11 protein-coding genes are annotated in these 12,157 nt (G+C 69.4%); 8 read left to right on the top strand and 3 right to left on the bottom strand.

Going from position 1 to position 12,157, the window contains the following annotated elements:
* Positions 1-196: 196 nt before the first annotated feature.
* From AUL33_RS08515 to AUL33_RS08505, 3 genes are all read right to left on the bottom strand, one after another.
* The gene (locus tag AUL33_RS08515; RefSeq protein WP_062206670.1) at positions 197-2,326 is read right to left on the bottom strand and encodes an esterase-like activity of phytase family protein; all 2,130 of its coding nucleotides are present in this window, start codon (positions 2,324-2,326) and stop codon (positions 197-199) included.
* A 209-nt stretch (positions 2,327-2,535) separates the two neighbouring features.
* Entirely contained in the window at positions 2,536-3,192 is a 657-nt protein-coding gene (locus AUL33_RS08510) for a DedA family protein (RefSeq protein ID WP_062206574.1), read from the bottom strand.
* A 550-nt stretch (positions 3,193-3,742) separates the two neighbouring features.
* Positions 3,743-4,699 (bottom strand): LysR family transcriptional regulator, encoded by a 957-nt coding sequence (locus AUL33_RS08505; protein ID WP_062206572.1) that lies wholly within the window; start codon positions 4,697-4,699, stop codon positions 3,743-3,745.
* Between the two features lie 142 nt (positions 4,700-4,841).
* Between AUL33_RS08505 and AUL33_RS08500 the strand changes: the two genes are divergently transcribed.
* The 8 genes from AUL33_RS08500 to AUL33_RS08465 all read left to right on the top strand — a co-directional run bounded on the left by AUL33_RS08500 (position 4,842) and on the right by AUL33_RS08465 (position 12,037).
* Complete coding sequence (locus AUL33_RS08500) at positions 4,842-5,531, top strand: amidase family protein (protein ID WP_062206570.1); 690 nt, start codon at positions 4,842-4,844, stop codon at positions 5,529-5,531.
* Complete coding sequence (locus AUL33_RS22630) at positions 5,467-5,799, top strand: amidase family protein (protein ID WP_062206568.1); 333 nt, start codon at positions 5,467-5,469, stop codon at positions 5,797-5,799. The genes AUL33_RS08500 and AUL33_RS22630 overlap by 65 nt, the downstream gene beginning before the upstream one ends.
* A 50-nt stretch (positions 5,800-5,849) precedes the next feature.
* The gene (locus AUL33_RS08490) at positions 5,850-6,056 is read left to right on the top strand and encodes a hypothetical protein (protein ID WP_062206566.1); all 207 of its coding nucleotides are present in this window, start codon (positions 5,850-5,852) and stop codon (positions 6,054-6,056) included.
* 116 nt (positions 6,057-6,172) lie between these two features.
* Complete coding sequence (locus AUL33_RS08485; RefSeq protein ID WP_062206668.1) at positions 6,173-7,345, top strand: serine hydrolase; 1,173 nt, start codon at positions 6,173-6,175, stop codon at positions 7,343-7,345.
* 72 nt (positions 7,346-7,417) lie between these two features.
* Entirely contained in the window at positions 7,418-9,049 is a 1,632-nt protein-coding gene (locus tag AUL33_RS08480) for an amidohydrolase (protein ID WP_082652448.1), read from the top strand.
* Between the two features lie 120 nt (positions 9,050-9,169).
* Entirely contained in the window at positions 9,170-10,282 is a 1,113-nt protein-coding gene (locus AUL33_RS08475) for an ABC transporter ATP-binding protein (RefSeq protein WP_062206666.1), read from the top strand.
* A complete protein-coding gene (locus AUL33_RS08470) occupies positions 10,279-11,235 on the top strand; it encodes an ABC transporter permease (protein WP_062206563.1) in 957 nt (318 codons plus the stop codon). Before AUL33_RS08475 ends, AUL33_RS08470 begins: the two co-directional genes overlap by 4 nt.
* The gene (locus AUL33_RS08465; protein WP_062206561.1) at positions 11,228-12,037 is read left to right on the top strand and encodes an ABC transporter permease; all 810 of its coding nucleotides are present in this window, start codon (positions 11,228-11,230) and stop codon (positions 12,035-12,037) included. Before AUL33_RS08470 ends, AUL33_RS08465 begins: the two co-directional genes overlap by 8 nt.
* Positions 12,038-12,157: the final 120 nt, after the last annotated feature.

Here is a 12,157-nt window from a genome sequence, read left to right as displayed (position 1 = left end):
CCGGACTGAACTTTCTGTCAATCTAAAAAACATGTGTTCAGGCACAGGTTGATCGGGCAGGCATCGGACGGCACGTCCAGATCGCAGAACGGAGCGAGGGGACGCGAGCCCAAGCCCCGCCCCCTCGCTCCGTTTCATCTGCCGAACTCCGCTGCCCCCGCGAGGGCGCTGGCGTGGGCCGAAGCAGAACCCGCCATTATTTCGCGATCGTGCCGATGGGGAAGAACATCGTCTCGCCCGAGGCGTCGTCGACGCCGTCATTGTCGGTCACGACATGCCCGATGCCGTCCGCGCCGATCGCGAAGCCCTCGACCTTGTCGAGGACGTAGCCGTTGCCGGCCTTCAGGTCGGGGACGAGGTCCCGGACCGTCTCCTTCGTCACCAGCGGCAGATCGCCGCCGAGCGGCGCCGGCTTCAAGTCCGACAGCGCGACGCGCGTCAGCCGCTTCACCTGCGCGTCGGCTCCGACGAGATTGTCGCGCTCGACGAGATAGGCGTGCTCGCCGTGGACCGTCAGCTCGGACAGGCCGACCCAGGCGCCCTCGGACGGGGCGGCGTCGAGGGGATAGCGCACCGCCCCCCAGGTCTTGGTGGTCAGATCGTAGGCGAGGAGCTTCGCGGTGTTCTTCGGGTCGTCCTTCCACGGGCGCTGGACGGCGACCCAGAGCGTGTCGCCGACCTTGGTTATGCCCTCCGCGCCGAAGCGCGTCTGCGAGGCGAGCAGCGCCTGCGGGAAAGCGACCTCCTCGGTGATGGCGCCGGCGGCATCGACATGGACGAGGCGGTGGGGGATCTCCTTCTCCGGGTTGCCCTCACTGGCGAGCCAGAAGCCGCCCTGCCCGTCGAGCGCGATGCCTTCGAGGTCGAGCTTGGCGGCGGCTTTTCCGCCCTGCGTCACCGGCAGGGCGGCGGTGATCCGGGCCGGCGTTTGACCGGCGTCGATCGTGAAGATCGTCGGCGCCTTGCCGTAGACGCTGTCGCTGACGGCAAAGAGCCGCGCGGCGTCGGCCGGGTCGGCGGCGAGGCCCGAGAGCGCGCCCCAGCCGATCGGCTTGCCGTCCACCTCGGCCGAGACGAGCTGCGGATAGGCCGGCGTGCCCTCGCTGCGCTCGAAGAGCATCACGTGGCTGCGTGCCGCGCCGTCCTCGACGAGGTCCGCCTCGTTGGCAGTGGCCAGCAGATTGCGGCCGGGGATCGCCACCGCGCCTTCCGGCGAGATGCCGGACGGCAGCAGCTGGAGGAATTGCGGCTCGGCGCCGGTGTCCTTGTAGACGCCGACGAGCGAGGCGCGTTCGGCGAGCACGAAGATCAGCCGGTCCTCGCCGAAGCTGGCCACCTCCAGCCCCTCGGGCTCGATGCCCTTGGCGTCGGAGCGCTTGTCGGGATAGTGGCCGGCCGCCGCGGCCAGCCGTTCGAAGGCGGGGCCGGATTCGTAGGACACCGTGCCGTCGCGCTCGAAGATCGTGAAGCCGCGAGTGCCGCCCTTCCAGTCGCCCTCGTTGGCGACCACGAGCCGGTCGGTGCCCAGCCACTTCACGGCGTCGGGCTCGCGCGGGCGCGCCTCGATCGCGTCGGTGAAGGCGAGCTTGCCGTCGTCCTGCGCATCCACGCCGTCGAGCGCCACCGAACCGGCGCTGAAATCGCCGATCACTCTGGCGCTGGCACCGTCGACGAGGACGACGTGATTGTTCTCCTGCATCGTCACCGCGAGTTCGTTGCGCGTGTTGAAGGCGACGAACTCGGGCTCGGGATCTTCCGCGCCGACCGCCGCGAGGCCGGTGAGGTCCACCCGTTTCATCGCCGCGCAGTCCGGCACGCCGTCCTTCAGCGGCACGAGGACGACGAAGCCGGCCGGCATCTGCGGCAGGGCGCCGTCGTTCGCGTCCTCGTCGCGCTCGTTCTCGATCGCCACCGCCGCGAGCGTGAGGTCGGGCGAGACGGCGACGGAATCGGGCTGCCCGCCGAGATCGCAGGACGCCCCGACGGTCTTCGTGGCGAGATCCACCGCCGCCAGCCGGCCCGAGGGCTTGGTGAAGCTCTCGGACGTGTTGACGCCGACGAGCACCTGCCCCCCGGCAACCGCGACCGAGGTCGGCTCGCCGTCGAAGGCAAGATATCCGCCGGCCTTCGGGGCCCTGGCATCGGTGATGTCGATGAAGCCGATGCCGCCATGCGGGCTGTCGGAATAGACCAGCGTGTTGCCGTCCTGCGAGGCCGCGACGATTTCGGCGGAGGTCGGCGACTTCGGATCGGCATCCGCCGGCAGGTTCTGCGCCACTGCGAAGGACGAGACGCGGTTGAACACGGGTTCGGCCTGAACCGCCATCGACGAGGACGCCAGGAGAACCGCTGCGAGGGGAAGCGTCGGATGGGTCAACACGGTGGAGGCGATCCCTGTGATTGGTCGGTCGCCGCGACCAAGCAGAGGCAGGTGACAGGGGGATGACGCTTAGGCCATCGAACGGTGTATGCCCTCGCCCGTCTTCGCGGGCCGACATCGCGCCGCCATTGCTCGCGCGTTCACGCCTGTCGCGATCAGGTCTTGGATGCGGCGTCCCGGCGCTGGGGTCGCTCGCGCCTGCGGCCGAGATGACGTCCGCCGAGGACGGTCGCGATCGCCGTGGCGGCGAGGACCACCGCCAGAAGGGCGAGGACATGGACACCGCCTAGCCCGTCGAACCCGGCCATGCCCCTCGCGCCCAGCCAGCCCGGCGCCATCACCAGCGGCGCCCAGAGAATGGCGGAGAGGACATTGGCCACCTGGAACCGCGTGTGGTCCATCCGCATCATGCCGGCGACGAGCGGCACGGTCGAGCGGATCGGGCCGAGGAAGCGCCCGATCACCACCGCCGCGAACCCGTATTTGCGAAAGAACAGGCGGGTCTTGGCGACGGCGGGCCGGTAGCGGCGCAGCGGTCGGCGATGGACGATGCCCGGCCCCAGCCAGCGACCGATGACATAGGAGACGATGTCGCCGAGAATGGCGCCGATGATCGCTCCGACGAGAACCGGAACCGGGCCGACGACGCCGGAGCCCACCAACCCGCCGAGTAGCAGCATCAGCGCCGTCGCCGGCATCAGGAGACCGACGAGCACCAGCGATTCGGCGAACGCGATCGCGGCGACGATCGGCCCCGCCCATGCGCGATGGGTCTCGATGAGTTGCCCGATATCCGCCAGAACCGCATCCACTCGTGTCGTGCCTCCGTTGCGGGCGGACGCCGCGGGGTCGGTTCGGGACGACGGGCGTCCCCGTGGCCGACGTGCTGCCGGACGACGTCTGCCAGTTCCCGCAAAGCCGCGCCGAGGACGCCGCGAAAATCCCAACTCGCCTGCCGGATCGAGCGTTCGAACCATCGGCTCGGTTCATCTGACCCACGTCCGACCGAACACGTGTCGTCGCCTCATCGCGCCGTCAACCGCACGGCAGCCGCAAAGGCGATTGCGCCCACACATCACCGTGAACGACTAGCCAGCCTCGGCGACGGATTTACGACGATTTCCCGACTGATGGCTTTCGCTCAATTGGCTGGCTCGGATACGGGGATCCAATAGTCCACCAATAGCCTGATCCAACCTCGATGCGTTGCTGAAGGGGGTTGCCAAGGCCCGGAATGGCCAAGCGCAGTCGAAACGACCCGAGCTATCGGCCAGATCCGGTTGGCATGCTGCGGCGTGGTCCGGCATGCGGTTTCCCCGCGGGATCCAGACCGCCGTTTCTCGATGACGGCAGTCACGAGCGCTACGGGCTGAGAAGCGTCGGTGCGAGTTCCGGGGTCGTGACGGAGAAGCCGGCAGGGCCGACGGTCCTGAAGAACTGGCGGACCGTCTCGATGAAGACGCGCACGAAGAACGGCTTGGCTGCGCCGTACATATCGATGACGAGAAGCGTCGGGATCGGCAGCTCGTCGAGCAGCGGGCGCCGGGCGATCAGCTTGCCGTCCGCCGTGGCGCGGCCGACGGGGCGCATGTTGAGGATCGAAACGCCGAAGCCGCAGGCCACCGCCGATCGCACCGTCTCGTAGGACCGCGTGCGGAACTTCACCTCGGGTCGCTTGGCCAGGATGTCGAACAGCGTCATCAGGTAGGTCGCCGTCTGCGGCAGATCGAGGAGCACGAGAGGCCGCTCGGCTAGGTCCGCCAGCCAGACCGCGTCACGCTCGGCCAAGGGATCCTCGGCATGCAGCATGGCATGGGCCGGCACACGGCAGATCGGCGTCACTCCGTTCGCCTCGATGGTGCCGATGTCGTAGACGATGGCGAGATCGACCAGCCCCGCCGCAAGCCAGGCCTGGATCTGCAGCTGATCCCCCTCCAGAAGCGCGATCTCGACGTCGCCGACGCTCTCGACATAGGTGCGGAGCATGTCCGGCATGAACAGCGCGCCGAACGGTTCGAAGCAGCCGATGCGCAGCACCTTCGGCACCCGCTGGCCGAGATCGCCGACGGCACGATCGAACTCGGTCGCGGCGAGCAGCATGGGCTGCGCCGCGACGAGGAAGCGCTCGCCGGCCGGCGTCACCGTCGCGCCGCGCGCCGGGCGGCGGTCGAAGATCCGGGCACCGATTTCGCCTTCGGCCAAATCGATCGCCGCCAGGATCGAGGACTGCGAAATGCTGAGAAGCCGCGAGGCCGCCTGCACGCTGCCGGACTGCGCGACGCATTGGATGTAGCGCAGGTGGCGGATCGTGAGGTTCATCGACCAGGCTTCCAACATTTTATGGTGGGAAGCGTCCAAAGAATACATTTGCTGAAAAAATGGAAGCCACGCCACACTGCCTTCGAACCGGTCAGCCGCTTTGATTTCCCAGCGGTGCCGACTTCGTGAAGGATGCGTCCGCATGCCTCTCGCCGCCCCGCCAGCCGATCCCCTCGCCGATGCGTCCGACCTGGCCCGGCTGGGCGCGGACGCCCTTCGGACGGGCTATGCGGACGGCACGATCTCCCCGGTCGAGGTTGCCAAAGCGGTGCTGGACCGGGCAGAAGCGATAAGCCCGGCTTTCAACACCTTCACCTGGATCGACCGGGCCGGCGCGCTGGAAGCGGCCGTGGCCTCCGAAAGTCGCTGGCGCGGGGGCACGCCGCTGTCGAGCGTCGACGGCATCCCGACGACGCTGAAGGACATCGTCTGGGCGAAGAGCTGGAGCGTGCGCTACGGCTCCACGACGACCGATCCCGAGCCCTGCGAGACGGATGCACCGGCGGTCCGCCTGCTGCGCGAAGCCGGCTGCGTCTTCATCGGGCAGACCACGACACCCGAATTCGGCTGGAAGGCCGTCACGGACAGCGCGCTCTGCGGCATCACGCGCAATCCGCACGATCCCTCGAAGACGCCGGGCGGATCGTCCGGCGGCGCGGCGGTCGCGGCGGCGACGGGCGCAGGTGCCCGACGATGCGCGGCGCGCGATCGATCCGGGCTTTCTCGACATCGCACGCCAGGGCGCCGCCTTCGGAGCGGCCGACCTCGTGGCGGCGCAGGCCAAGCGCGCCGCGTTCGGCGCGGCGATGGACCGGCTTCTGGCGCGGCTTGACGGATTGCTGTCGCCCGGCGCCGCCATTCCCGCCTTCGGCGCCGGCCTCGAAGTCCCGGCCGACGGCCCTTACCGCCGATGGACCGAATGGGCGAGCTTCAGCTTTCCAATCAATCTCAGCCAGCAGCCGGCGCTGGTTCTTCCCTGCGGCGTCACACGGACCGGACTGCCCGTCGGGCTCCAGATCGTGGGCGCGCGCGGCGAGGACGCCAGGGTCCTCGCCATCGGCGCCGCCACCGAACGCATCCTGTCCGGCCTGCCGGCGTGAGCCGGACGACCGTCGCAACCCATCGTTTTGAACCCGAGGAGACAAGCGCCATGACAGGGATCAGCAGACGTTCGATACTTCAGGGCGCACTAAACGCCGACGCGGCCGGCACCATGCTGGTCGGGCTGAACGGGTCGGCGCAGGCGCAGGATACTTCGTCCTCCTACGTGCCCTATTGCGGACTGGCCGTCATGGAGCAACTCTCCGGCTGGAGGTCGCCGATCGACGATCCCTTCCTGCCGGTCTTCCAGACCTAAGAGGGCCAGACGCTCCAGCCCTACCAGGAGGCGGAGATCATGAAGGCGGCCGATCTCGTCGCAGGCGTCCGCTGATGGGCCTGCCCGAATGCGGCGATGCTGAAGAGGGACATGCGTTGACGACATCCGCCTTCGAACCCGGCCGGCCGGCCGGCACCGACCTTTCCAACTGGCGGGAGGCGCCGCAGAACCGATGGACCTTCCGCCATGCCGGCGAACTCGTGCCGTCGGCGCGGATCCGGGCCGCTGCCCAGAGCGAGAGCGAGCCGGATGCGCCAACCAAGACGCTGGACGGGCTGGAGGTCGAACTCCCCGGCGGCGCGCGAAGCGATCTCGCCGCGCTCCTCTTCGCCAGCCGCGCCGACGAGCTTCTCGTCTGGAAGAGCGGGCGCCCGGCCTATCATTGGACGGCGCCGGACAGCGATCCGCGCGAGCCGCATCTCCTCTTCTCCGTCTCCAAGTCGATCACCGCCCTCCTTGCCGGCATCCTCGAAGGGCAAGGGCGCCTCGATCCACAGGCCCCCGTCACGACCTACGTTCCCGAGATGGCGGCCTCCCCGGCCTATGGGTCGGCCAGCGTGCGCGACGTGCTCGACATGGCGGTCAGCCTCGAGTTCGAGGAAAGCTATCTCGATCCCGGCGGCGCCTTCGCTCGCTATCGCCGGGCGATGCTCTGGAACCCCTGTCCGCCCGGTGCGGCCGAGGGCGATCTCCTGACCTTCCTCGCCACCCTGCCGCGCGAGGCCCACCCTCATGGCATGCGCTACCACTATGCCTCGCCGAACGCCGACCTCCTCGGCATCATCGTCGAGCGGGCGGGCGGCGCGCCTTATGCGACGCTTCTGCAGGCGCTACTCTGGCAGCCGATGGGCGCTCGCGACGACGCTTTCGTCACGCTCGACCGGCGCGGTGCGGCGCGCGCGGCCGGCGGCGTCTCGGCCACCGCGCGCGATCTCGCCCGGCTCGGCGATCTCGTGCGGCGCGGCGGTGGGGGCATCGTGCCGGCCGCCTTCGTCGGGGATCTCTGGCGCGGCGGCAGCCGCGAGGTGTGGCTCGCGGCGAACGACCCCTTCGAGTCCATGCCGGACGCGCGCTACCGCAGCCAATGGTACGCGGTCGGTGATCCCGACGACTGCCTCTGCGCCATCGGCATTCACGGCCAGTGGATCTTCATCAACCCGGCCCGCGAGACGGTGATCGTGCGCCTGGCTTCGCAGGCCCTACCGCTCGACGATGCGATCAAGCTCGCCACGGTGCGCAGCTTCGGCGTCATCGCAAGGGCGCTCTGACCCACCCGCACCGCCATCCGGAGCCTTCCCCCCGTGTCATCCCTGCTCATTCGCAACGCCCGCGTTCTCACGATGGACCCCGAGCGCCCGCATGCCGAGGCCGTCTTCGTGCGCGGAAACCGCATCGAGGCCGTCGGAGTCGAGGCCGAGATCGTCGCGCTCGCCGAGGCGGACACCCGCATCGTCGATGCCGGCGGAGCGAGCGTCCTGCCGGGCTTCGTGGAAAGCCACATCCATCTCTTTGCGGGCGCGGTCGAAATGGCCAACCTCAGCCTGCTCGGCGTCAAGGGCTTCGACGCGCTGGCGTCGGCCGTTCGCGCCTATGCGTCGGAGCGCTCAGGCCTTGCCCTCGTCGTCGGCCAGAGCGCCGACTACACGATCCTCTCCGACACCGAGCGCCTGACCCGCGCCCATCTCGACACGATCCTGCCTGGCCGCCCTTTGGCGCTGGTGGCGCCCGACCATCACACGGTCTGGGCCAACACGATCGCGCTGGAGCAGGCCGGCCTCTTGCAAGGGCGCGACCTCGGGCCGGGCAACGAGATCGTCATGGGCGCCGACGGTCTGGCGGCGGGCGAGCTGCGCGAGCGCGAAGCGTTCGAACCGGTGATCGCGCTGGGCGGCGGCGGACGCGCCTCGCTCGGGCTCTCCACAGGCGGCGAGCCCGATCCCTATCCGGACGCGGCCGGCATCGACGCCGATCTCGACACGCTACGCCGGGGCCTCGCCTACGCCGCCTCGCTGGGCATCACCTCGATCCACAACATGGACGGCAACCGCTACACGCTGGACCTCCTGGCGCGGCTCGACGCTGCCGGCGAGCTGACCTGCCGGGTGCGCGTGCCCTTCCACTACCGCAACGTCCGCAAGCTCGCCGATCTCGAACTCGCCAGCGCCATAGCGCGAGACTATGGCGGCGACCGGCTCGCCAGCGGCTTCGTCAAGGTTTTCTACGACGGCGTCCTCGACAGCTGGACGGCCGTCATGGTGGATCCCTATGCCGACCGGCCGGAGACGCGCGGCGACCCGCTGTTCAGCGCCGAGGACTTCAAGGCGCTGGCGGTAGAGATCGACCGGCGGGGACTGCAGATCGCCGTCCATGCGATCGGCGACGGCGCGGTGCGCACCGTTCTCGACGGCTACGAGGCGGCGATCGCCGCCAACGGGCGGCGCGACAGCCGCCATCGCATCGAACATATCGAGCTCGTTCATCCCGACGACGTTCCCCGCTTCGCCGCGCTCGGCGTCGTCGCCTCGATGCAGCCGCCCCATCCGCCTGGCAGCGCCGGCCTGCCGCTGGAGCCCACGGTCTCGCGCATCGGCCGCGCCCGCTGGGCGCAAGCTTATGCCTGGCGCACCCTGAAGGAGGCCGGTGCGCGGATCGCCTTCTCCACCGACTGGCCGGTCTCGCCGCTGGCGCCGCTGGCCTCGATCGAGGCGGCGATGACCCGCCAGCCCTGGGCGCCCGGTCTGCCGGACCAGCGGCTGTCACTTCACGAAACGCTCGAAGCCTACACCGCGGGCGGTGCCTATGCCGGCTTTGCCGAGACGCGGACCGGCCTGCTCAAGCCCGGCTTCCTCGCCGATCTCGTGGTGCTCCGCGGCGACATCGAGGCGGCCTCTTCCGCGGCGATCGGCCGCCTCGGCATCGCCCTGACGATCTGCGACGGCCGGGTCACGGCCGGAGACCTCGCAAGTGTGTGAGATTTTTGGTCGATCGACTTGCGTTGCCGAGATTTCGTGCCTAGCCTGCGGGTGCATCATTTTGAAGCAGGAGATCAGGGCGCAAGCCTTGGCTCCCCGGTGGAGAGGCCTTTGAACGCCATCGACGCCCATCTCTCCGTCGCCGTGGACATCCGGCGCGTGTCGAAGACCTTCGGCTATGGCAGCGCGGCCTTCACGGCGCTCGACGATGTCAGTCTCTCGATCCGCCGCAACGAGTTCTTCACGCTGCTCGGTCCCTCCGGCTGCGGCAAGACCACCCTCCTCCGGCTGATCGCCGGCTTCGAGTTTCCCTCCGCCGGCGAAATCCGCCTGGAGGGCGCCGACATCGCGGCGCTCCCGCCGTTCAAGCGCCCGGTCAACACCGTCTTCCAGAACTACGCGCTGTTCCCGCACATGAGCGTCGCCGACAATATCGGCTTCGGCCTCAAGATGCTGGGGCGTCCGAAGGCGGAGATCGCCGCGAGCGTGGACGAGATGCTGCGGCTGGTGCGCATGGAGCCGATGCGCGACCGGATGACCTCGGCGATCTCCGGCGGCCAGCAGCAGCGCGTGGCGCTCGCCCGCGCGCTGGCGCCCCGCCCCAAGGTGCTCCTCCTCGACGAGCCGCTCTCGGCCCTCGATCTCAAGCTGCGCCGCGAGATGCAGGTGGAACTGAAGCGCCTGCAGGGCGAGACCGGCATCACCTTCGTCTTCGTGACGCACGACCAGGACGAGGCGATGGCCATGTCCGACCGGATGGCGGTGATGAGTGCCGGCCGCGTCCATCAGGTCGGCGCGCCCAGAGACATCTACGACCGGCCGGAAAGCCGCTTCGTCGCCGACTTCATCGGCGAGACCAATTTCTTCGAGGCCGAGATCCACGGGCGCGAGGGCGACTTCGCCACCGTCGGTATGGCGGGCATCACCCTGCGTGCCGCCGCACGCCCGAGCCTTGCCGCGAGCACCCAGGCCCTCGTCGTGGTGCGCCCCGAACATCTGAGCCTCGTGCCGGCGGGAACGCCCGATGCGATACCCGGCACCATCGCCTCCACCACCTTCACCGGCGCCGACACGCTCGTTCTCGTCGCGATCCCCGGCCGCGCCGCGCCGGTCGGCGTGCGCGTCGCCAACGGCCCGGCCTCGGTGGACTGTGCCGGCGTGCCGCCGCCGGGCTCGCCGGTGGCGCTCGCCATCGCACCCGGCGGCGCGACGCTCCTCGGCGAGGGCGCATGAGCGAGATCGCCGCCGCCGGCCCCGCCACCCCGACCGCGCCGGACGCGGTGCGCGCGGCGCCGCGCAGCGACCATGCCGGCGGGCGCTGGCTCCTCGCCTCCCCGGCGATCCTCGTCATCCTGCTGGCCGCGGCCGGTCCGCTTCTCGTGGTGATCGCCTATTCGTTCCTGACACCGGGCGCCTATGGCGGCGTCGTCTGGCAGTTCTCGACGGAGGGCTGGCTCGGCGTCGTCGCGCAGCGCGACATCTTCGACGACAGCCTGTCGCTCGCCGACGCGCATCTCTCGATCCTTGCCCGCTCGCTGACGCTCTCGTTCGCCACCACGGTCGTGACGCTCGTACTCGGCTTTCCCACCGCCTGGTTCATCGCCACGCGCGCGCCCTCGCAGCGCAATCTCTACCTCTTCCTTGTCACCATTCCCTTCTGGACCAACCTCCTCATCCGCACCTTCGCGATCATGGAGGTGATCCGCAACGAGGGCATCCTCAACACGATCCTGCTGCGGCTCGGGCTGATCGACCAGCCGATCCAGATCCTCTTCACCGACACCGCGATCATGATCGGCATGGCCTATGTCTACCTGCCACTGATGGTGCTGCCGCTCTATGCCACGATCGAGCGGCTCGACTTCCGCCTGATGGAGGCGGCCTACGACCTCTATGCCACGCGCTGGCGGGCGCTTCGCTTCGTGGCCCTGCCGATCGTGCGGCCGGGGCTGGTGGCCGGCGCCATCCTCGTCTTCATCCCCTCGCTCGGCGCCTATGTCACGCCGCGTGTCCTCGGCGGTGGGCGCCAGCTGATGCTCGGCAACCTCATCGAGCTGCAGTTCGGGCAGGGCCGCAACTGGCCGCTCGGCTCGGCGCTGTCGATCACGCTCCTGGCGCTGGTGATGGTAGCGCTGCTCGTCTACGTGCGCTCGATCCGCGACGGCGAGGGCGCCCCGCATGGCTGAGCGCGCGGCCGGGTTCGACGTTCGACGTATTCCGGGCTTCGGGGCCACCGCGGCGCTCGCCTTCGTCCTCCTCTATGCGCCGCTGGCGATCCTCGTCGCCTATTCCTTCAATGCGGGGTCGTCGGTGGCGATCTGGGAGGGGCTGTCGCTGCGCTGGTACAGGGCCGCGCTCGCCAACGCCGCGGTGCAGGATGCAGCGATCCGCTCACTCTGGCTGGCGGTGCTGGCCTCCGCCGGCGCCACGATCTGTGCGACGCTGGCCGCACTCGCCACCGCGCGGGGCCGCGCCTTTCGGGGCCGCACGGCGATCTACGCTCTTATCAACCAGTCGCTGATGGTGCCCGAGATCGTCACCGGCGTCGCGCTCCTCATCGTATTCGCCTCGATCAAGGTCGCCACCGGTTATCAGGGGCTCGGCTATCTCGTCGCCGCCCACACGGCCTTCTGCATCCCCTTCGCCTACCTGCCGATCCGCGCCCGGCTGCAGTCGATGGACGCCTCGCTGGAGCGCGCGGCGGCCGATCTCTACGCGACGCCCCTTCGCACCTTCCGCCACGTGACCCTGCCCTTGATGGCGCCGGGCGTCGTCGCCGGGGCGATGCTCGCCTTCGTCATCTCGCTCGACGACGTCGTCATCACCGAGCTGGTGAAATCGGCCGGGCAGGAAACGCTCCCGACCTATCTCCTCGGCCAGACCCGCCGCGGCCTGACGCCCGAGATGAACGCGATCTCGACTATGCTGCTGGCGCTCTCGGTCGCCGCCGTCACCGTGATCTTCCTTCTCACCCGCAAGAAATCCTGAACCCTTCCAAGGAGACAGACGGCCATGCGCAGATCCCGACGCCCGCTCGCTCATCAGGCGGCACTTGCCGCATCGCTCGGTCTCGCCGGCCTTGCCAGCCCCGCCATGGCGGCGGGCGAA

Source organism: Aureimonas sp. AU12, from assembly GCF_001463705.1.
Taxonomy (GTDB): Bacteria; Pseudomonadota; Alphaproteobacteria; order Rhizobiales; family Rhizobiaceae; genus Aureimonas.
Note: the sequence above shows the minus strand (reverse complement) of the source record. Positions and strands in the feature narration are given on the sequence as shown.

Bases quoted from the DNA above. Each gene is read 5' to 3' on its own strand.
- AUL33_RS08515 (WP_062206670.1), bottom strand. From the start codon at position 2,326: ATGGCGGTTCAGGCCGAACCCGTGTTCAACCGCGTCTCGTCCTTCGCA.
- AUL33_RS08505 (WP_062206572.1), bottom strand. From the start codon at position 4,699: ATGAACCTCACGATCCGCCACCTGCGCTACATCCAATGCGTCGCGCAG.
- AUL33_RS08500 (WP_062206570.1), top strand. From the start codon at position 4,842: ATGCCTCTCGCCGCCCCGCCAGCCGATCCCCTCGCCGATGCGTCCGAC.
- AUL33_RS08490 (WP_062206566.1), top strand. From the start codon at position 5,850: ATGACAGGGATCAGCAGACGTTCGATACTTCAGGGCGCACTAAACGCC.
- AUL33_RS08480 (WP_082652448.1), top strand. From the start codon at position 7,418: ATGGACCCCGAGCGCCCGCATGCCGAGGCCGTCTTCGTGCGCGGAAAC.
- AUL33_RS08470 (WP_062206563.1), top strand. From the start codon at position 10,279: ATGAGCGAGATCGCCGCCGCCGGCCCCGCCACCCCGACCGCGCCGGAC.
- AUL33_RS08465 (WP_062206561.1), top strand. From the start codon at position 11,228: ATGGCTGAGCGCGCGGCCGGGTTCGACGTTCGACGTATTCCGGGCTTC.